The 20712-nt window shown below is 68.8% G+C and carries 14 protein-coding genes; 6 read left to right on the top strand and 8 right to left on the bottom strand.

The features are described from left to right. From G020_RS0102550 to G020_RS0102560, 3 genes are all read right to left on the bottom strand, one after another. Positions 1 to 1689, bottom strand: coding sequence for a sensor domain-containing diguanylate cyclase (locus G020_RS0102550; RefSeq protein ID WP_024328537.1), 1689 nt, complete (start codon positions 1687 to 1689; stop codon positions 1 to 3). 121 nt (positions 1690 to 1810) lie between these two features. Further along, positions 1811 to 2482 carry an O-methyltransferase gene (locus G020_RS0102555; RefSeq protein WP_018946459.1) on the bottom strand — a complete coding sequence of 224 codons (672 nt, stop codon included), beginning with the start codon at positions 2480 to 2482 and terminating at the stop codon, positions 1811 to 1813. Between the two features lie 13 nt (positions 2483 to 2495). Further along, positions 2496 to 3587, bottom strand: coding sequence for an SO_0444 family Cu/Zn efflux transporter (locus G020_RS0102560; protein ID WP_024328538.1), 1092 nt, complete (start codon positions 3585 to 3587; stop codon positions 2496 to 2498). Positions 3588 to 3712: 125 nt separating this feature from the next. Here G020_RS0102560 and G020_RS0102565 point away from each other — a divergent pair, with 125 nt between their 5' ends. Beyond that, positions 3713 to 4180 (top strand): CopD family protein, encoded by a 468-nt coding sequence (locus tag G020_RS0102565; protein ID WP_024328539.1) that lies wholly within the window; start codon positions 3713 to 3715, stop codon positions 4178 to 4180. Between the two features lie 7 nt (positions 4181 to 4187). On the opposite strand, the gene G020_RS0102570 is transcribed toward G020_RS0102565, so the two are convergent. Then, complete coding sequence (locus tag G020_RS0102570) at positions 4188 to 4634, bottom strand: DUF3293 domain-containing protein (RefSeq protein ID WP_024328540.1); 447 nt, start codon at positions 4632 to 4634, stop codon at positions 4188 to 4190. A 143-nt stretch (positions 4635 to 4777) separates the two neighbouring features. Between G020_RS0102570 and G020_RS0102575 the strand changes: the two genes are divergently transcribed. Continuing rightward, complete coding sequence (locus G020_RS0102575; protein ID WP_024328541.1) at positions 4778 to 6463, top strand: diguanylate cyclase domain-containing protein; 1686 nt, start codon at positions 4778 to 4780, stop codon at positions 6461 to 6463. Here the strand turns inward: G020_RS0102575 and cls are convergent. After that, the gene (cls, locus tag G020_RS0102580; RefSeq protein ID WP_024328542.1) at positions 6454 to 7878 is read right to left on the bottom strand and encodes a cardiolipin synthase; all 1425 of its coding nucleotides are present in this window, start codon (positions 7876 to 7878) and stop codon (positions 6454 to 6456) included. The two genes, G020_RS0102575 and cls, sit on opposite strands and share 10 nt — an antisense overlap. A gap of 174 nt (positions 7879 to 8052) precedes the next feature. On the opposite strand from cls, the gene parC reads away from it, so the two are divergent. Beyond that, a complete protein-coding gene (gene parC / locus G020_RS0102585) occupies positions 8053 to 10308 on the top strand; it encodes a DNA topoisomerase IV subunit A (protein ID WP_024328543.1) in 2256 nt (751 codons plus the stop codon). A gap of 43 nt (positions 10309 to 10351) precedes the next feature. Here the strand turns inward: parC and G020_RS0102590 are convergent, their stop codons facing one another. Together G020_RS0102590 and G020_RS0102595 are read right to left on the bottom strand one after the other, a co-directional pair. After that, on the bottom strand, positions 10352 to 12202 hold the full coding sequence (locus G020_RS0102590; RefSeq protein ID WP_024328544.1) for a bifunctional diguanylate cyclase/phosphodiesterase: 1851 nt from the start codon (positions 12200 to 12202) through the stop codon (positions 10352 to 10354). Positions 12203 to 12220: 18 nt separating this feature from the next. Beyond that, positions 12221 to 15661, bottom strand: a complete 3441-nt coding sequence (locus G020_RS0102595) for a PAS domain S-box protein (RefSeq protein ID WP_024328545.1) — start codon at positions 15659 to 15661, stop codon at positions 12221 to 12223. 154 nt (positions 15662 to 15815) lie between these two features. Between G020_RS0102595 and htpX the strand changes: the two genes are divergently transcribed. After that, on the top strand, positions 15816 to 16703 hold the full coding sequence (gene htpX / locus G020_RS0102600) for a protease HtpX (RefSeq protein WP_024328546.1): 888 nt from the start codon (positions 15816 to 15818) through the stop codon (positions 16701 to 16703). 16 nt (positions 16704 to 16719) lie between these two features. Here htpX and G020_RS0102605 read toward each other — a convergent pair whose 3' ends face one another. Then, positions 16720 to 17370, bottom strand: a complete 651-nt coding sequence (locus tag G020_RS0102605; protein WP_024328547.1) for an MBL fold metallo-hydrolase — start codon at positions 17368 to 17370, stop codon at positions 16720 to 16722. 334 nt (positions 17371 to 17704) lie between these two features. Between G020_RS0102605 and G020_RS0102610 the strand changes: the two genes are divergently transcribed. Then, positions 17705 to 19216 (top strand): ATP-binding protein, encoded by a 1512-nt coding sequence (locus tag G020_RS0102610; protein WP_024328548.1) that lies wholly within the window; start codon positions 17705 to 17707, stop codon positions 19214 to 19216. Beyond that, entirely contained in the window at positions 19213 to 20601 is a 1389-nt protein-coding gene (locus tag G020_RS0102615; RefSeq protein ID WP_018946447.1) for a sigma-54 dependent transcriptional regulator, read from the top strand. Before G020_RS0102610 ends, G020_RS0102615 begins: the two co-directional genes overlap by 4 nt. Positions 20602 to 20712: the final 111 nt, after the last annotated feature.

The raw sequence follows: 20712 nt of genomic DNA on the forward strand, positions 1-20712 counted from the left end.
TCAGAGCACGTCGAAGCGGTTGCGTCCGGATTCCTTGGCCGCATACAGGGCGTGGTCGGCGCGTTCGAGGATCTCGTCGACGGGTTCTCCGGGCTGCGCGAGGTGGCCCCCGGCGCTGAAGGTCACGGGCGTGTCCTCGGGGGTTTCCACTCCGGCGGCGGCCTCGATGAGGGCCTGACCCATGGCGGACAGGCGTTCCGGGTCGCAGGGATGCAGCAGGACCAGGAATTCGTCGCCGCCCCAGCGCGCCACCCGGTCGTCGGGGCCGAGAAATTCGCGCAGCCGTTCGGCGACCCGGGTCAGGGTGGTATCGCCTTCGGCATGCCCGTGGGTGTCGTTGAGCGGCTTGAAGTGGTCCAGGTCCAGATAGATGACCCCGAACGGCTCGCCGGAATGCCGCGCGCGCTGGGCATGGTCATCCAGCAGCTCGTCCATGCCCCGCCGGTTCACCAGTCCGGTCAGCGGATCCTTGCGGGCCATTTCGTGCAGTGCCTCGGTGCGCTCGCGGACCTTGGTCTCGAGGTTGCGGGTCTGGTTGCGGATGGCCTCCGCCATGCTCTGGTAGTGCCGCATCAGGCGGCCGATCTCGCCGCGCGCCTCGGGCAGTTCCACCGGGCGCAGGTCGCCGGACTGGATGCGTGCCATCGCCTGTTCCAGCGCGGCCACCGGGCGGAAAATCAGGCGCTGCAGGGCCATGTGCAGCAGGACCAGGACCAGGGCCAGGGTAAAGCCGAAGACCACCAGCACCGGCGTGAAATGTCGTACCGGCATCACCTCGTCGAGATCCAGCAGGGTGATTTCGTACCAGTCGAGAGTCGGCAATCGGGCGATGCCCGCCAGCTGGCGCTGCCCGTCGATCTGGACGAAGTCGGTGCGCACCTCGCCTTCCGGGTCGGACAGATCCCGCAGTTCGTCCATCATGGAGCGGATGCGCTGGTGGTCGCGGGGCCGGTCGACCAGGCGTTCCACCGTGCTTTTCTGGCCCTCCGGCTGCACCAGGCTGGCGAATTCGATGAACTCCGGATCGCGGTAGAGCTGGATGGCGCCGCTGAAGTCGGCGAACACCGTGGTGATCCCCGGCTGCTCGATGTCGACGATGTCGCGCAGGATGCCGTCCAGTTCCAGGCCGGTCCCGGTCATGCCCAGGATGGAGCCGTCGCGGTCGCGGATCAGCACGTCGATCCACAGCTTGGTGACCCCCAGCTCGGTGTCCGGATTGACGTTGAGATGGAAGTCGCGTTCCTCCTCGATCAGGCGGAAGAACCAGGCATCATCGGGGTCGTCGGGGTCCAGGTGATAGCGCAGCGGGTCGTCGGCGAATTCGTCGTCGGCGTTGTTGTGGTAGTAGGCGCCGTTTTCGCGCAGGGCCACGAAGTAGTTTTCGTCGCGGAAATTGCCGCGAAAGCTCTCCATCTCCTCGATGGCGGCCGCCTCCCTGTCGGGGTTGTCGGGTTCACGGGCGAACCGGAGGATGGCGGTGGAGTCGGCCAGCTGGTGCGACAGGGCGATCTCGCGTTCCAGCGGCTGCTGCAGGCGGGCGCTGTCGTAGCGCACCTGGATCTCCGCGACGTGCTTCCCCCACTGCTCGATGATGCCTTCGGCAATGCGCTCGAAGGCGAACCAGACGCCGACCAGCCCGACCAGGAGCAGGGCGCCGGCGAGCACCAGGAAGCGGCTGCGCAGGCTCATGGCGGGGGCGGGAACGGGGATGGAAAACCGTGCATGGTTCAAGTTTAGAGAAACGCCGTTCAATGTGCACGCTCGCGCTGGCATCCCCGATTTTCCGGGACAAGGCGCGTCGTGCAGCGGGTCACGCGGCCCGTTTGCGCGCCAGCGTCAGGCCGTCGCCGATCGGCACCAGCGACAGATCCACCCGCTCGTCCCGGTGAACGAACCGGTTGAATTCGCGGATCGCTACCGTGTCCTCGCGTTGATCGCTGCGGTCGGCCACGGTGCCGTGCCACAGGGTGTTGTCGATCATCACCAGGCCCCCGGGCGCCAGCAGGGCGAGGCAGTGTTCGTAGTATTCGCGGTAGCCGGTCTTGTCGGCGTCGATGAAGGCCAGGTCGAAGGGCTCGACCGCGGGATCTTCTTCGCGCAGGGCCTGCAGGGTGTCCGCGGCCGGTCCGAGGCGCAGGTCGATGCGGTCCTCGACGCCGGCGCGGCGCCAGTAGCGGCCGGCGATGTCGGTCCATTCGCGGCTGAGATCACAGGTCACGATCCGGCCGTCGGCCGGCAGGGCCTCGGCGATGACCAGGCTGCTGTAGCCGGTGAAGGTGCCGATCTCCAGGTAGCGCCGGGCACCCGTCAGCCGGGCGAGCAGGGCCATGAACTGCCCCTGTTCCGGGGCGATCTGCATGCGCGCCTCGGGCAGGGCTGAGGTCTGCGCACGCAGTTCTGCCAGCAGCGGCGATTCGCGCAGCGAGGCGTCGAGCAGATACGGGTGGAGTTCGTCGTCGAGTCCGATGGAACGTGTCGACATCGCAGCCTCCGGGTCATGCGGACCGCGCCGCGCGCAGGCGCCGCAGTACGCGCAGGGGGTGGGTGGCGGCCAGGACCAGGGCGATCAGCGCCGCCCATTCCAGCCAGTGCGGCAGCCATTCGGTGGCGGCCTCGACCCCGGTCAGCGGATCGAATCCGGTGTACGCCAGGGCCAGATCCAGCAGCAGCCCCAGGGCAATGGTCGACCCCATAATCCCGACGAGGTAGCGAACCAGCGCGGCATTGCCCATCTCCCGACGATAGACACCCAGGGTCGCCATGCTGGTGATCGGCGCGGCCAGCAGGAACACCAGCACGGTCCCGGGCGAAACGCCGGCCACCAGCAGGCCGGCGGCGATGGGCGTGGCCGCCGTTGCACACAGATACATGGGGATGCCCACCAGCGCCATCAGGAGCATGACGGCCGGCCCGCTGCCGTACGCGGCCAGCGCATCCGGCGGTACGGTGGCCAGCAGCACGCCCGCCACCAGCAGTCCGAGCACCAGCCACAGGCGGATGTCGTCGAGGATGTCGCCAAAGGCGTAGGCGAGGCCGCCGCGCAGTTCGGCCAGCCGACCGGGGCCGGCGCCGGGCGGCGCGGCCTCCGTGTCGCAGGCGTCTTCGCAGCCATTCCCGCAGCTGCTGCCGCAGGCGTCGCCGCCGACATTGTCCGGGCCGGGGGCGGGCGGCGACTGGCGGGCGAGGCTTCCCGCCCCGACCAGCAGACCGGTGGCCAGCGCGGTGACCACCGCGCCGAGCCCCCGGACCACGGCCATCAGCGGTCCCAGCAGGACGTAGCTGATCGCCAGCGAATCGATCCCGATGCCGGGGCTGCCGATCAGGAAGGCCGTGGCGGGGCCGCGTCCGGCGCCGCCACGGTGCAGGGCCAGCGCGGCCGGGATGGCGCCGCAGGAACACAGGGGCAAGGGCGCCCCGGCCACCGCCCCGCGTGCCGTGGCCCCCACCGAGGATCCCCCCAGCCAGGCCTGCAGGCGTTCCTGAGGCAACAGGGCGCGTACCAGGCCGGCGACCGCCAGCCCCGCCAGCAGCCAGGGCGCGGCGGCGAGCGCGAGTTGCAGGGTGGCCTGAAGTATGTCGCTTGCCATGAGTCCATCCTTCGCTGTGTGCCGCGCGGGTGCAAGAGCGACCAGTGCGGGTGGCGGTTCGGCACCGCCCGGCGGGAGCGGCTACACTGCCGCCCATTCACGCAATGCAACGAAAGGAGATGATAATGACGGGATACGCACTGGCGAACGTGCTCCACGTCCTGGCCGTGGTGATCTGGGTGGGCGGCATGTTCTTCGCCTGGGCCATCCTGCGCCCGGCGGCCAACGCGGAGCTGGATGACGCCGCGCGTCTGCGCCTGTGGCCGGCGGTGCTGGGGCGGTTCTTCCCCTGGGTGTGGGCCTCCATCGCGGTGGTTCTGGTGACGGGCTTCTACCTGATCTTCGGTGTACTCGGCGGCATGGGCGGGGTGCATCCCAGCGTGCACACCATGCTGCTGCTGGGCATCATCATGATGCTGATCTTCGCGCACATCTACTTTGCCCCGTATCGTCGCCTGAAGCAGGCCGCCGAGGCCGGGGACGTTGCAGAAGGCCTGCGCCGCATCGGCCAGATCCGCCTGTTCGTGGCGATCAATACCGTGCTGGGCCTGGTCACCGTGGCCGTGGGCTCCGGCGGCCGGCTGCCGCTGTAAAGCGCGTTCAGGGGCCCGGCCCGGAGCGCAGGCGCGGGTGCCAGACGAGTTCCGGCGCCCGCGGCGGTTCGCACTCCACCACTGCGTTCTGCTCGAATTTTTCCAGCCAGTGGTCACGGATCGCCGGCGGGAGGTCGGGGATGCCGAAGCCGGGTTCTTCCGGCCATTCTCCGTCCGGATCGCCGCTGGTGGCCGGCCAGGCGGGCCGTCCCGCGCTGGTGATCGTGGCCCGCAGCTGTTCCTGGCGCCGGGCGTTCTCCGTCGCACCGGACGGCCGACTGAAGGGGTTGTGTGCGGTGATCAGCGTGATCCGTGCATGGCCCCGTGCGCTCAGCTGGCGCGCCAGTTCCGCGTGGGGCTCGCCAATGCGCAGGTCGAGGGTCGTGGCGGCGGTATGCAGGCTGCCGGTAGGGCCCGGCGGCAGCTGCACGCGGTAGTGCGCCGCGGCGTACACCTGCTCCAGACGCCGGATCTCTGCGTTGTCTCCGGGGGCAGACGATCCCCCGCTGCTTGTCTGTTCGGTCATATCGCGGCACTCTCGAGGTTGCACCTGCACGGCAGGCGATTCGACAGGGGGAGCGGGATGTCGGTCAAGCCATGGATCCAGCGGGGCGGGACGTGAGCCGCGGGCCGGCCCCCGGTCGGCTCCCCGGGCGGACTTCGCATCTGACCGGGGCCTTTCTGCTGGTCCTGCTGCTGGTGGCGGCGGTGGCGGTGGTCAGCTGGTTGCGCGTGCAGCAGCTGCAGCAGGAGGTCCAGTCTCTGGCCGCGGAATACGTGCAGCGGGTGGACAGTGTCCACCGCATGCGCGCGCTGGTGCGCGAGCGGACGCTGCGCGCGACGCTGGTCCTCAGCACCGATGACCCCGCCATGCAGGACCAGTACCGCCAGGAATTCCGTGATCTCGCCCGCCGCTTCATCGAGGCGCGCGACGAGGTGGATCGGACGATCGACGATCCCCGCCATGCGCGTCTGCTGGCGGAACTGCGCGAGATGACCGCGGTGGGGGCGCCGCTGATGAGCGAGATGATCGACCTGGCCCTTGCCGGCGGCCGTCAGGAGGCGTTGCCGACCCTGTATTCCCGCATCATGCCGGCGCAGGAGCGCACCCTGGAGCAGATCGAGCGCCTTCTCGCGGCCCTGGAACAGCAGAACGCGGCGGACATTCGCGCGATGGTGCGCCAGCACGAGGATACCCAGCAGGTCATGGTGATGGCCTCGGGCGTGGCCATGCTGCTGATCGCCGGCATCGGTTTTCAGGTGCGCCGGCGCATCCGCCAGGATCATTCGGCGCTGCAGGAGGAGCTGGTGCAGCGCCGCCGGGCCGAAGCGCGCCTGCGCGAGACCCAGGCCGGGCTGGAGGCCGCGGTGGCACGGCGTACCGCCGAGCTTGAGGATGCCTCCGCGCGTCTGGAAGAGGCCCAGCGCATCGCCGGTGTGGGGTACTGGGACTGGGGCATCCGCGGCGAGCAGCTCAACTGGTCGACCAATGTGTTCGAGCTGTTCGGTCTGGATCCCGAACGGGACACGGCCGGTTTCGAGGCCTACATGCACGCCATCCATCCGGACGACCGGGTCCGGGTGCGCCAGGGCATCAACGCCGCGCTGGCCGAGGGCAGCCATTATCACCTGGAGCACCGGGTCGTGCTGCCCGACGGCGGGCTGCGGCACGTGCGGGTGGAGGGCGAGATATCGCGTGATGCTGACGGGCGCCCGCAGCGGGTGCTGGGCATGGTGCGGGACATCACTCGCGACAAGCAATCCGAACAACGCCTGTGGCATCAGGCCCATCATGATTCGCTGACCGGACTGCCGAACCGCAGCCTGCTGCAGGAGCACCTGCGTCAGGCGCTGAGCCGGGCGCGGCGCAACGGCACCCGTCTGGCGCTGCTGGTCTGCGATCTGGACGGCTTCAAGCCGGTCAACGACCGGCTCGGCCACGATGCCGGTGACGTGGTGCTGGTGACCGTGGCCGCGCGCGTGCGCAGCGGGGTGCGCGAGAGTGACGTGGTCGCCCGCGTGGGGGGCGACGAGTTCGTCCTGCTGCTGGAGGCCGTGGGCGGACCCGAGGACGTGCGCGCCGTGGGACGCAAGCTGCACCAGCGTTTCGCCGAGCCGGTGGAGATCAATCAGGAGGCGGTACGCGTGGGTTTGAGTCTGGGGGCGGCGATCTATCCCGACGACGGCGAACGGGCCGAGGAGCTGCTGCAGCAGGCGGACCACGCCATGTACGTCGCCAAGAACGGTTCCGGCCAGGAACTGGTGCTGTCGGATCAGAGGTAGGGTGTGAGCAGCCGGGCGGCGCCGTCGCGCAGGCGTATCGGCAGCGGGCGGCGGTAGACCTCGGTAAGCGTGAGTTCGCGCGAGTCTTCCAGCAGCTCGTCGGCCCACTGCGTCAGGCGTCCGCCCAGCCCCGGGTCGTAGCATTCCAGGTTGAACTCGAAGTTCAGCCGCAGGCTGCGCGGGTCCCAGTTGGCGGAGCCGGCCAGCACCCACTCGCCGTCCACCAGCATGATCTTGGAATGGTTGAACGGCGGCGGGGTCAGCCACAGGCGGCAGCCGCGTTCCAGCAGTTCCGCCTGGCCCGGCTGGCTGGCCCATTGCACCAGCCGCAGGTTGTTGCGTTCCGGCAGCAGGATGTCCACCCGGATCCCGCGCAGTGCGGCGGCCTTGAGTGCCCCCACCAGGGCATGGTCGGGCAGGAAATAGGGCGTGGCGATGACGATGCGCTCGCGGGCCTCGGCGATCGCCGCCTGCAGGGTGAAGTTGAGGACCTCGAAATCCTCGTCCGGGCCGTCGGGCAGCCCGCGGCACAGCAGGGCACCGCCGTCGGCGTCCAGTGGCGGGAACCAGGTTTCGCCCTTCAGCTGTTCGCCGGTGGTGAATTCCCAGTCCTCGGCAAACACCCGTTGCAGCTGGCGGCAGACCGGCCCGCGCACGGCGAAATGCAGATCCTGGATCGGGTGACGTCCGGGGTCGCTGGGGCTGTGTCCGCGGCGGATGTTCATGCCGCCGGTGAAGCCACGATACCCGTCGACCACCAGCAGCTTGCGATGGTTGCGCAGATTGAACGCGGCCAGGCTGCGCGGGATGTGGTGTACCGGCAGGAATTCGGCGGCGACCAGGCCGGCACGGCGCAGGTGCCGCACGGTGTTGCGCCGGCTGTAGCGTACGCCGATTCCGTCGACCAGTACGCGCACCGCGATCCCGCGCTCGCGCGCCGCCTTCAGGTGACGCACGAAGCGCTGCCCCTGGGCATCGTAGTCGAAGATGTAGGTGGCCAGGGTGATGGAGTGTTCCGCGCGATCGATCGCCTCCAGCATCGCCCCGAAGGCCTGGTCGCCGTCGAACAGCGGTTCCATCGCGTTGCCGCCGGTCAGGCGGAAGGGGCTCAGGCGGTCGCCGCTGTGTACCAGGCGTTCCCAGCGCGCCGGCGGCGCGGGGCGTGCCCCTTCGTGCGGCTGCAGCCCGGACAGCAGGTGCCCCTCGCGCAGGGCATGCGCGCGGCGCCGGATGCGGTTGACACCGAACAGCCAGTAGAGGATGGACCCGGCCAGCGGCAGCAGGAAGATCAGTCCGACCCACGCGATCAGCATGCCCGTGTCGCGCCGCTGCAGCAGGGCGTGCGCGGCGGTGGCGACGGCGATCGCGAGCGAGACGACGGCGAAAACACTGGCGGCCCAGCCGCTGTCGAGCACAGCAGGTCTCCCGGTGACGGTGTGGCGTGGCGGCGTTGTGGATGAACCGCCGCAGGCCCGCTACAGTACGCGGGCCGGGCGGCAGCTTAAAGATTTTCCCCGGTGCCCGCCACGGTGGCCCGCGGGAATCCAGCCCTGTCGCCCTCCGTTTCGCTCCCCGGCCGAGAATCACGCATGAGCCATTCCCTGACTCCCGAATCGTTCGCCAATGGCGAGCAGCTGCCGCTGAAGGACTTCACCGAGAAGGCGTACCTGGATTACTCCATGTACGTGATCCTGGATCGTGCCCTGCCGCATATCGGCGACGGGCTGAAGCCGGTGCAGCGGCGCATCATCTATGCGATGAGCGAACTGGGGCTGTCCGCCACCGCCAAGTACAAGAAGTCGGCGCGTACCGTGGGCGACGTGCTCGGCAAGTTCCATCCGCACGGCGACGCCGCCTGCTACGAGGCGATGGTGCTGATGGCGCAGCCGTTCTCCTACCGCTATCCGTTCGTGGACGGGCAGGGCAACTGGGGCTCGCCGGACGATCCCAAGTCCTTCGCCGCGATGCGCTATACCGAGTCGCGCCTGTCACGCTATGCGCAGCTGCTGCTGTCCGAGCTGGGCCAGGGTACGGTGGACTGGGTGCCGAACTTCGACGGCGCGCTGGAGGAGCCGAAGATGCTGCCGGCGCGCCTGCCGAACGTGCTGCTCAACGGCGGCAGCGGGATCGCCGTGGGCATGGCCACCGACATCCCGCCGCACAACCTGCGCGAGGTGGCGGCGGCCTGCGTGCACCTGCTGGAGCATCCGAAGGCCACGGTGGACGAGCTGTGCGAGCACCTGCCGGGGCCGGACTTTCCCACCGAGGCGGAGATCGTCACCCCGCGCGCCGAGCTGCAGAAGCTCTACGCCACCGGCCAGGGATCGGTGCGCGCGCGGGCGCGCTACGAGCGCGAGGGCGATGACATCGTGGTCACCGCGCTGCCGCACCAGGTGTCCGGGGCGAAGCTGTTGGAACAGATCGCCAGCCAGATCCGGGCGAAGAAGCTGCCGATGATCGAGGACCTGCGCGACGAATCCGACCACGAGCACCCGACCCGCCTGGTGATCACCCCGCGTTCGAGCCGCGTGGACATCGAGGCGCTGATGGCGCATCTGTTCGCCACCACCGACCTCGAGAAGAACTACCGCGTGAACATGAACGTGATCGGGCTCGACGGCCGCCCGCAGGTGCGCGATCTGCCCGGATTGCTGCGCGAATGGCTGGAGTTTCGCATCGAGACCGTGCGCCGGCGCCTGCAGTGGCGTCTGGAGAAGGTGCAGGCGCGGCTGCACGTGCTGGAAGGCCTGCTGATCGCCTATCTCAACATCGACGAGGTGATCGCGATCATCCGCGAATACGACGAGCCGAAGCCCGAACTGGTCAGTCGTTTCGGCCTCAGCGAGACCCAGGCCGAGGCGATCCTGGAACTCAAGCTGCGGCATCTGGCGAAGCTGGAGGAGATGAAGATCCGCGGCGAGCAGGACGAGCTCTCAAAGGAACGCGACCAGCTGGAGAAGACCCTGGGGTCCGAGCGTCGCCTGCGGACCCGGGTGCGCCAGGAGATCGAGAAGGACGCCGCCGACTATGGTGACGAGCGGCGATCCCCGCTGGTGGAACGCGAAGCCGCGCGGCCGCTGGACGAATCCGCGCTGGTGCCGGCGGAGCCGTTGACCATCGTGCTCTCGGAGAAAGGCTGGGTGCGCGCCGCCAAGGGCCACGACGTGGACGCCCGCGGTCTGAACTACAAGGCGGGTGATGCCTTCCGCGCCGCGGTCGCCGGGCGCAGCAATCAGCCGGTGGCGTTTCTCGACTCCACCGGACGTGCCTATACCCTGCAGGCGCACAGCCTGCCTTCGGCGCGCGGTCAGGGCGAGCCGCTGTCGGGGCGGGTGAACCCGGCGGAGGGGGCGCATTTCGTCGGCATGGCCACCGGCGGCAGCGAGGACCGCTGGCTTCTGGCCACCGATCACGGTTACGGCTTCATCACCCGTCTGGAGGAGCTGCTGGGACGGCAGAAGGCGGGCAAGAACGTGCTGACCGTGCCGGCCGGGGCAGCGGTGCTGCCGCCCGTCGCGGTGCCGGATCCGGAGAACGACCATCTGGCGGTGGTCACGACCCGGGGCTACCTGCTGGTGTTCCCCGCGGCCTCGCTGCCGGAGCTGGCCCGCGGCAAGGGCAACAAACTGGCCGGGATCCCGGCGGCGTCGCTCAAGGACGGCTCGGAGCGGGTGCAGGAGATCGTGGCTCTGGCGCCGGGCGACACCCTGGTGGTGCATGCCGGCAAGCGCTTCAAGGCCCTGGCGCCGGCGGAGTGGGGCGAGTATGTGAGCGAGCGCACGCGGCGCGGGCGGCAGCTCCCGCGCGGCTACCAGAACGTCGACCGGCTGGAAGTGCGGCGCTGACGGACGCGGCCGACAGTTCCCGGTCCGGGGCAGGTGCCCCGGGTCAGGAGCCCCGGGCGTTGCGTTCGCTGCGTTCTTCGGAGGGTCTGGCCCGATGGCTTGATGCGGGGGTGATCAGGGCGCAGGCTTCGGCCTCGGGCAGAGGGCGGTGGTAGAGGAACCCCTGGCCCACCGGGCAGCCGAGTTCGTGCAGCAGGGCGGCGTCTTCCGCCGTCTCGATGCCTTCGGCGACGGTCTGCAGGCCGAAGCCGCGGCTCACCGCGAGAATTGCCTCGAACAGGCCGCGCATGCCGGGGTCGTCGGCGATGCCGTCGACCAGCGCGCGGTCCACCTTGACCGTGGACACCGGCAGCCGGCGCAGGTAGGCGAGCGAGGAATAGCCGGTGCCGAAGTCGTCGATGGCGATGGACACCCCCAGGTCGCGCAGGGCGTGCAGTTCGTCCAGCGCATCCTCCAGATTGTGCATGATCGCGGTCTCGGTGATCTCGACCTCGAGGCAGCCGGGCGGGGTGCCGGTGTGCTCCAGCGCCGTGCGTACGGCCTGGGTCAGGGTGTGGCCGCGCGCGGTCAGGGCCTCGAACTGGCGCGCGGAGACGTTCACCGCGACCGGGTAGCACTCGCCGGTGGCGGAGCGCCAGCGGGCGGCCGCGGCCAGGGCCTCCTGCAGGGCCCACTCGCCCAGGTTGACGATCGCGCCGGTGGTCTCGGCGACCGGGATGAACTCGCCGGGCGAGACCGGTCCGAACTCGGGGTGTTCCCAGCGCATCAGGGCCTCGAAACTGACCACGGAATCCACGGCCAGATCGATCTTGGGCTGGTACAGCAGGAAGAGGCCGTCGCCGTTATGGGCGTCGGCCAGGTCGTGTTCCAGCCGGTGGCGCCGGCGCGCGGCCTGCTCCAGCTCCGGGACGTAGGTGAGCCAGGGGAGTTGCCGCCGGTCGGCCCTGGACAGCGTGAGCATCAGCCGGCGGATCAGTTCGCCGGTGTCGTGGCCGGCTTCCGTGGTCCGGGCATGTCCGGCCACGATCTCCGGGCGGACCTCGTACTGGCCGATGCGCAGCGTCCGGGTGCTGCTCTCCAGCATGGCCTGCAGGGTGTCGTCGGGCAGACCGTGTTCGCTGGCGGCCAGCAGCAGAAAGGTGGACCCGCCCCACAGTCCGCACAGCGCGGTGTCTCCCGCCAGTGTCTCCAGGCACCCCTGCAGGCGCTGGCCCGTCTCGCGCAGCATCAGGTCGGCGGCCGCGTGGCCCTCCAGGCGTTCCAGCGGCTCGTGTCCGCCCAGACGCAGCATCACCAGATCGATCACCGGGATCGCCGGGTCCTGCAGCCATTGCTCCAGGGTCTCCAGCAGGGCCGCGCGATTGGGCAGGTCGGTGGCCAGATCGTGGTGGGCCAGGTATTCCAGATCGCGATCCTTGCGCTGCAGGGTCAGGGATTGCGTCTCGAGGCTTTGCGACAGGTCCTGCACCTCGTTGTGCGTGGCGTTGTGCAGGGCCCGCACCCGCAGCAGGTTGTTGATGCGCTGCACCACCTCGGAGGCGTCGAACGGCTTGGTGATGAAATCCAGGGCACCGCCCGCCAGGGCCTGCTGGCGGGTGTCGGGGTCGATCTGGGCGGTCAGCACGATCACCGGAAGCCAGTCACCGTCCTGGAGTTCGGCGTTGAGGGTCTCCATGACCTGGTGGCCGTCCATGCCCGGCATGCGGATGTCCAGCAGCATCAGGTCGCGCGGGTCCTCGCGCCAGGACTCCACGGCCTGCTGCGGGCGGGTCTCGCCGCGGACATGCTGAAAGCCGGCGTCCTCCAGGATGGTGGTCAGAAGCTCCACGTTCATCGGGTTGTCATCCACGATGAGGATGCGGGCGTCGCTCTGGCTCTGGTCGGGGGTCAGCATGGCAGGTCGTAGGGTCGGTCAGTCGGCAGGGTTCAGCAGCCGGTCGAGGATGCGGTTAAAGGCCGGAATGTCCAGCGGTTTGGTGACGTAGTCCTCGAAATCCGGGTTCTGGTTCCCTTCGCCGGCTCGATTGCGGGTCGCGTCGGCACTCAGCGCGATCAGGGGCGCGTCGCGGGTTTCCGGCCGTGACTTGAGCACGCGCGCGGCGGCGGTGCCGCTCATTCCGGGCAGATGGATGTCCAGGATAATCAGGTCAGGTCTCCATTCGCGGGCCGCGACCAGGCCTTCCTCGGCGCTGGTGGCCACCCGGAGCTCGGCCTGGCCGCGCTGGCGGACCAGCTCGTGCATCAGCTCCATGTTGGTCGGGTTGTCTTCAATGTACAGAATCCGCCGGGGCCGTGCGGGCGCGGCGTCGGTGTCCGTTTCGGGGGCTGCTTCCGGCTCCGCCGTTTGCGTTTCATTCGCGCCCGCAGTGGCCCAGGGCGGCTTCCGGGTCGCGTGGCCGCTGCGCGGCAGGCGGACACGGAAGCTGGAGCCCTCGCCCTCGGTGCTGGAGAAATCGAGGGAGCCACCCATGCGCACCGCGAGCTCGCGGGAGATCACGAGTCCGATACCGGTTCCCTCGATCCCCGTGCCTTCCTGCTCCAGGCGCTCGAAGGGCTGGAACAGCCGATCCTGGTGTTCCTCCGGGATGCCGGGGCCGGTGTCCTGCACCTCCACGGTCAGGCTCCCGTGCTCCGTCGATTCTTCGCCACCGTTTTCGGGGTGGACAAGCACGTCGACACGGCCATGATCGCGATTGTACTTGACGGCATTCGTCAGGAGGTTGATCAGGATCTGGCGCACGCGGGTAGGGTCGGCGTGGACCGTTGGCAATGCGGCGTCGGGGTCGGGGTGGTGGAGCGCCACGCCGCGTTCCTCGGCCAGCGGCCGGACCATGTCCAGGGCTTCCCGCAGTACCGCGCCGATCGCGGTGGCCTCCGGCGACAGGGTCAGGCGGCCGGTCTCGATGCGCGAGAGGTCGAGGACATTGCTGATGAGACTGAGCAGGTGGGTGCCGCTCTCGCGGATGTGGCCGACCTGGCGGGCCTGGCGTTCGCTCAGCGGCTCGCGCGGGCTCTCCGCGAGCAGCTGGGCGAAGCCAAGGATGGAGTTCAGGGGCGTGCGCAGCTCGTGCGACATGTTGGACAGGAACTGCGACTTGGCCTGGCTCGCGCGTTCGGCCTCGTGCATCGCCCGTTCGAGCTCCTTGCGGTCGCGGCGGCGCGCCTCGCGGTCGCGCAGGGCGCGGATCAGGATCGCGTAGGTCGCGGAGAACGGGGCGAGGAAGTCGGCCAGTTCCTGGTCGTAGCCGCCCGGGCGGTCGGCGATCCCGAACATGCCCACCAGTTCGTTGCCATGGTAGAGCGGCATGCCGAGATACGGGCCGAGTTCCGGATGCCCTTCGGGGAGGCCGCCGGCGCGGGGGTCGGTCATCACGTCGTCGGAGATCAGCATGCGGCCCTCGTGCATGACCCGACCGATCAGGCTGTTCGCCCCGCACAGCCGCATGTCGCCGCTGAGCAGTTCCTGATAGAGCCGTTCGGACGCATCGCTCCAGGCCAGGTTGGTGATCGCGTGGATCTTGAGACACGGCTGGCCGTCGTGCCATTCGGTCTCGCCCATGAAACCGTAGTGACTGTCGGTCACCTGCAGCAGGGTGTCCAGCAGGAACGGCCAGACGTCCTCGGCGGAGTCGGTCTCCATGTACTGCGTGGTGGCCAGGCGCATGGCCTCCAGCAGATGCTGCTGGCGCTGCTGCTGCGCGGTCGCGTTGCGGTAAGCGTCGATGTCCTGGACGATGCCCAGCAGGTGTCGCGGCCGCCCACGGTCGTCGCGCTCCAGATCGCCCTGGGCGCGCAGCCAGCGCGGCGGCGAGGTGCGGATGCGGAATTCCACGTCCAACGGAGTCCCCGAGGCCAGGCTTTCGTTCAGCGCTCCCTGGACGCGGGGACGGTCCTCCGGCAGCACAATGTCGGTGAGGAAACGCGGATCCTGCAGCGCGGGATGCTCGGCGCCTTTGGTCAGGGCGGCGGCCTCCGGGGTCCAGTCCAGCTCGCCGGTGAGCGCGTCCACGCTCCAGTTGCCGATGCGCGCAAAGCGCTGCGACAGGCTGCGACGGCGTTCCGCCTCGCGCAGGGCATTCTGCGCACGGGTGATCTCGCTGAGGTCGTGGGCGACGGTGATGACGCCTTCGGAACGGCCGTCCTCGCCGACCAGCGGGGTCTTGATCAGTTCCAGTTCCCAGCTCCGGCCGTTGTGCTCGAAATGCAGCGGCTGGGTGCGGGTCTCCCCGGTGGTCATGACTTCGTGGTCGAGGGCGCGGGCATAGTCGGCCACGTCGGCACTGAAAAGATCGTGGGCCGTGCTTCCGAGGGCCTTTTCCGGCGCGAAGCCCAGCAGGGGCTCGCAGGCCGGGTTGGCCACCACGTAGCGGCCGTCGGCGTCGCTGGCGTAGATCGGATTGGGGGCCCCGCGCAGCACCGCGTTGAACAGGCGGCTTTCGCGCAGTTCGCGTTCCTGAGCCTCGTGCAGTTCGGTCAGATCGTTGACGATGCCGATGTAGTGTTCTTCACCGTCGATCCGGATGGAGGAGACCGCGAGCTGCATCGGAAAGGTGTGCCCGTCGCGATGCAGGCCGCGGACCTCGCGGCCGATCCCGATGATGCGCGCTTCCCCGGTGGCCTGGTAGTGGCGCAGGTAGTCGTCGTGCTGGCTCGCCCAGGGGTCCGGCATGAGCATGGACACGTTGTGGCCCAGGACTTCGGCCGCGGAGTAGCCGAACAGGCGCTCGGCCGCGGGGTTGAAGCTCTCGATGAGGCCGCCGGCGTCGATCTGGATGATGCCGGCGGCCGCGGTCTCGAGCACGGCGTGCAGCTTGCGGCTCTGGTGCTCGTGTGCGGAGCGGGTGGCGTCATAATCTCCGCGCAGGAACTCGGTACGCAGGATGTGCCCGGCGAGCCCGGCGAAGTCCTCCAGCGCGCGGATCCGGTCCGCATCGAACCGGCGCGGCCGGGTATCCATCACGCTCAGGGTGCCCACCGCGAGGCCGTCTTCCAGGGTCAGCGGTATCCCGGCATAGAAACGCACGCCGGGCTCGCCGGTGACCAGCGGGTTGTCGGCAAAGCGCGGATCGCCGGTCGCGTCCTCGACGATGGTGGTGTGCTGCGGGGTGGCGATGGCATGGGCGCACAACGAGACCTCGCGCGGTATGCGGCGGTGACAGGCGCCGTAGGCGCCCAGCAGTCGCTGGTGGTCGTGGTCGATCACCGAGACCACCGTGATCGGGACCTCCAGGCGTGCCGCTGCCTGACGCAGCAGCGGCGCGAACAGGCGCTCGCCGTCGGTCTCCTCGAGCAGGAGACGGCGCACGCCGGCCAGTCGCCGGTCTTCGTCTTCGGGGGTGGGGGGTGCCCGCATGCATGAACCTGGGCGGAGGATTGTCTACGAAGGGATGATACGTCATGCAGGCGACGGTGTGTGTGGCCGGGACTTGAACCCGCGTGTATCGCCCCTATCTAATACACCGTCCGAAATGCCTGATTCCACCCGCAACGGAGAACGAGTTCATCCGATGAAACGCATACTGCTGTTCCTGGCCACCAACTTCGCCATCCTGATCGTGCTCAGCATCACGCTGCGCATCCTCGGGGTGGAGAGCATCCTCGACGAGCAGGGGGTCAACCTCGACCTGACGGCCCTGCTGATCTTCGCCGCGGTGTTCGGTTTCGGCGGCTCGTTCATCTCCCTGGCCATCTCCAAGTGGATGGCGAAGAAGACCATGAAGGTCCAGGTGATCGAGAAGCCTTCGAATGCCACCGAGCAGTGGCTGCTGGAGACCGTCCAGCGCCAGGCGAAGCAGGCGGGCATCGGCATGCCCGAGGTCGGGATCTACGATTCGCCGGACCCCAACGCCTTCGCCACCGGCATGAGCAGAAATAATGCGCTGGTGGCGGTGAGCACCGGCCTGATGCAGAACATGGGGCAGGGCGAGGTCGAGGCCGTGCTGGGCCACGAGGTCGGCCACGTGGCCAATGGCGACATGGTGACCCTGGCCCTGATCCAGGGCGTGGTGAACACCTTCGTGATCTTCCTGTCGCGCGTGATCGGGCACTTTGTCGATCGCGTGGTGTTCAAGAACGAGTCCGGTCACGGCCCGGCGTTCTGGATCACCGCCATCGTGGCCGAGATCATCCTCGCGATCCTGGCTTCCATCATCGTGTTCTGGTTCTCGCGCCAGCGCGAGTTCCGCGCCGACCGGGCCGGGGCCGAACTGGCCGGGCGCGACAAGATGATCGGGGCGCTGGAGTCGCTGGCGCGGGCCTCCGGCCGGCCGGTGGACATGCCGGATCAGATGGCCGCCTTCGGCATCCGTGGCGGCATGGCGCAGGGCCTGAAGAAGCTGTTCATGAGCCATCCGCCGATCGAACAGCGCATCGCCGCGCTGCGCGCCGGGGGCTGAGGGCCGTCCGCCGGGTTCAGCCGGCGAGCACGTGATCGGCGACGAACGGATTGCGCCGGCGCTGCTCGCCGAAGGTGGATTCCGGTCCGTGACCGGGGATGAAACGGACGTCATCTCCGAGTGGCCACAGCTTCTGCGTGATCGATTCGATCAGCACGCGCCCGTTACCGCCGGGAAAATCGCTGCGTCCGATCGCGCCGTTGAACAGCACGTCCCCCACCAGCGCCAGCCGCGCGGACGGGCTGAAGAACACCACGTGGCCCGGGGTGTGTCCCGGGCAGTGCAGCACCTGCAGCCGTTCGTTTCCCAGCTCCAGGATCTCTCCGTCGTCCAGCCAGCAGTCCGGGGTCAGCGGCGCGATTTCCGGAAACCCGAACATCGCCGCCTGCTGCGGCAGCTGCTCGAGCCAGAACGCGTCCTCGCGCTGCGGGCCGATGACGGGTGCGCCGGACAGCCGCGCCAGTTCGGCCGCGCCGCCGGCGTGATCCAGGTGGCCGTGGCTCAGCAGGATGGACTCCAGTTCCAAACCCTGGTCGCGCACGCGGGCCAGCAGGGTCGGGGCCTCGCCGCCGGGGTCGACCCAGGCCGCGCGGCCGGTTTCGTTGCACCAGATCAGGGTGGCGTTCTGCTCCAGCGGGGTTACCGGAAGGGTGCAGTGTTCAAGCATTGGGGTATCGCTTCGCGGCGAACGCGTCGGGACGGAATAGTTGTGCGGCGTATGCGTCTTACAGGTGTGCAGATCGCAAGCTTAGGAGAAAAACCGGTCCGGCGCGACCGCTTTCTGTTCGTCGCTCGCGGGAAGTGCTTGACAGGGATATCCTAATATTAGAAGATCTGCATACGCTGAATGTTGTCCCCCCTGACAGCATCGGCGGACTCCTCCATCCTCCTTTGGTGGTTTTCTTGGCGCGGGCTCTGTCCCGCGCTTTTTTTTGCCCGTTCGCATCGTCCGGCCGCCGCGCCTACCATGGCGGCATGCCCGCCCCCGGTTCCCATCGATCATGACGCGACGCCTGAACAGCCTGCGCAATGTGGTGGTGATGTTCATCCTGCTGCCGCTGCTCCTGTTGGTGGGTGCGGTGGTCGCGCTGGGCCTGCAGGAATTCCAGACGCAGATGGAAGACCGCATGCAGGACGACATCGAGCTGGTTGCGCGGGCGATCCGTCTGCCGGTGTCCACGGCGATTGTTGAACAGGACGTGGCCGCCGTTCAGGAGTCGCTGGACTCGCTGTTCCAGATCGACGAAGTCTTCGGGGTGTACGTCTACGACGCGCGCGGCGAGCTGGTGGCGACCTCCGGGCCGCCCAGCCCGTCGCTGCGGCATCGGGGAGAGGCGCAGGCGATCAGCGAGACCGGAACCCTGGGCGCGTTCGATGAACATCGCGGGCGCGAGGTTTTTTCGTTCTTTCTGCCGCTGGCGGACCATGCGGGACGAATCGTGGGCCTGCTCCAGGTAACCCGTGACGTGTCTCCGTTTCGTGCCTACGTCTCCCAGCTGCGCTGGCAGGGCGCGGTGCTGACCGGGGCGGTGACGGTGCTGTTCCTGGCCCTGGTGCTGGTGGGGTACCACCGGGCCGTGGGGCGCCACGTCGAGCGCCTGACCGGGGTGATGCACGACATCGGCGAAGGGGTGCGCGGCGTGCGGGCACCCGAGGCCGGGCCGGCGGAGCTGCGCCATGTCGCGGCTACCATGAACGGGATGCTGGAACGGCGCGAGGCGTCCGAAGCCGCGCTGGAGGCGCAGCGGGCCGAGCAGCGAGCGCTGGAGGAAAAACTGCGGCATTCGGAAAAGCTGGCGGCGATCGGCCAGCTGGCGGCCGGGGTGGCGCACGAGCTGGGAACCCCGCTGGGGATCATCGCCGGACGCGCCCAGCGGGCCGCCCGCCGCCTGGCCGAGGACGATCCGGCGCGCAAGGAAATGCAGGAGCTGCGGGCAGAAACCGAACGGGTGGAGACCATCGTGCGGCAGCTGCTGGATTTCGCTCGGCGCAATCCGCTGCAGCGCCGCAGCGTGAATCTGGATGAACTGGTCCGGGAACTGGTGGATCGCGTGCGCGGTCGGGGACATTGTCCGGACGTGCAGTTCAGGCTGGAAGGCGCGCCCCTGCAGGTGGAAGCGGACCGGCTGCGACTGGGCCAGGCGCTGGAAAACCTGATCGAGAACGGCGGGCAGGCAGCCCGGTCGCGCGTGCGGATCACCTGGGGCGTGGAGGACGAGCAGGTCGAAGTCACCGTGGCCGACGACGGCCCGGCCGCCGGAGGCGGTATCGATGCGGAGGCCGCGGAGCGCCTGTTCGAACCCTTTTTCACCACCAAGCCGGCCGGAAAGGGTACCGGTCTCGGGCTGGCGGTGGCCCAGGTGGCGATGGAGGATCATGGCGGGTCGATCGCGCTGGATCGTTCGGCCCCGGGTGAGACCCGTTTCGTGATCCGGTTTCCCCGGGCTGCGGATGCCGCGGGAAGTGCCGCGCGGGATGGAGAGGATGGAACATTGCCGGAGGAGGGTGCATGACCAATCCGGAGTCGGTGCTGGTGGTGGAGGACGATCGCGGTCACCGGGATCTGCTGGTGGAGGAGCTGCGCGAGGCGGGGCATGACGTGGTGGCCGTGGGCAGCGCCGAAGAGGCGATGCAGGCCCTGGGCCAGCAACCCTTCGGCCTGGTGGTCAGCGATCTGAGACTGCCGGGCGAGGATGGCTTTCGCGTGCTGGAAGCCACGCGCGAGGCGGTGCCGGAGCCCGGTTTCATCATGCTCACCGGCTTCGGAACCATCGACCAGGCCGTGGCCGCGCTCAAGGCGGGGGCGGATGATTTTCTGACCAAGCCGGTGGATCTCGATCATCTGCGGCTGGCGGCCGACCGGGTGATCGAGGCCCGGCGGCTGAAGGCCGAGGTGCGCCAGTATCGCGAGCTGCTGGCGGCCGGGGAGGGCTTTCACGGCATGCAGGGGAACAGCCCGGCGATGTTGCGGCTGTTCGACCTGATCCGGAGGATCGCGGCTTCCGATGGATCGGTGCTCATCACCGGCGAATCCGGTACCGGCAAGGAGCTGGTGGCGCGTGCGCTGCACGCCGAGAGTGCTCGCCGCGACGGTCCCTTCGTTGCCCTGAACTGCGCCGGCATCCCCGAGAGCCTGCTGGAATCGGAACTGCTGGGGCATGTCGCCGGGGCTTTTTCCGGGGCCAGGGGCGCGCGCCGCGGCCTGTTCCGCGAGGCCGACGGGGGCACCCTGTTTCTCGACGAGATCGCCGAGATGCCGGTGGCGATGCAGAGCAAGCTCCTGCGGTTGCTGCAGGACGGGCGCGTGCGCCCGGTGGGCGGCAACGAGGAGGTGGACACCGACGTTCGCATCGTGGCGGCGACCCACCAGGACATCCCGGGGCGCATCGCGCAGGGCGAGTTCCGCGAGGACCTCTACTATCGGCTGGAGACCTTTCGTATCGAGATCCCGCCGTTGCGCGACCGGGGCGAGGACATCGAACGCCTGGCCCTGCAGTTCCTGCGCCAGCACGCCCTGGCTCACGGGCTGCCGGAGCGTCGCCCGAGTCCCGAGGCGATGCGGGCCCTCCTCCACTATGCCTTCCCCGGCAACGTGCGCGAACTCTCCAGTCTGATGGAGCGCGCCGCGACCCTGTCTTCCGGTGACCAGATCGAGTTGCGCGACCTGCCGGAGCGGGTGCACGCATCGGCATCCGGCGGGACACCCGCCGGTACGTCCCCAAGTGACGGCGCTCCCGGAGCCCGGGACGCCCACTGGCCTTCGCTGGCCGAACTCGAGACCGATTACATCCAGCGCGTCCTTGAGCACTGCGAGGGCAACAAACAACGGGCGGCGCGCATGCTGGGGATCGGCCGCAAGACGCTTTATCGGCGGCTCGGCGAGTCCGATACGAACTGAGCCCTTTCCCTTGCGCGGTGTGTCATGCGGACGCGGTGACACGTTTCATTGCGACCCATGTGTCGAAAAGAAACAGTTCTGATCTTCTTTCTGTTCTCCTCCCGGCCGCAC

The organism is Thioalkalivibrio sp. ALR17-21 (genome assembly GCF_000420185.1).
In the GTDB taxonomy this organism is placed as follows: domain Bacteria; phylum Pseudomonadota; class Gammaproteobacteria; order Ectothiorhodospirales; family Ectothiorhodospiraceae; genus Thioalkalivibrio; species Thioalkalivibrio halophilus.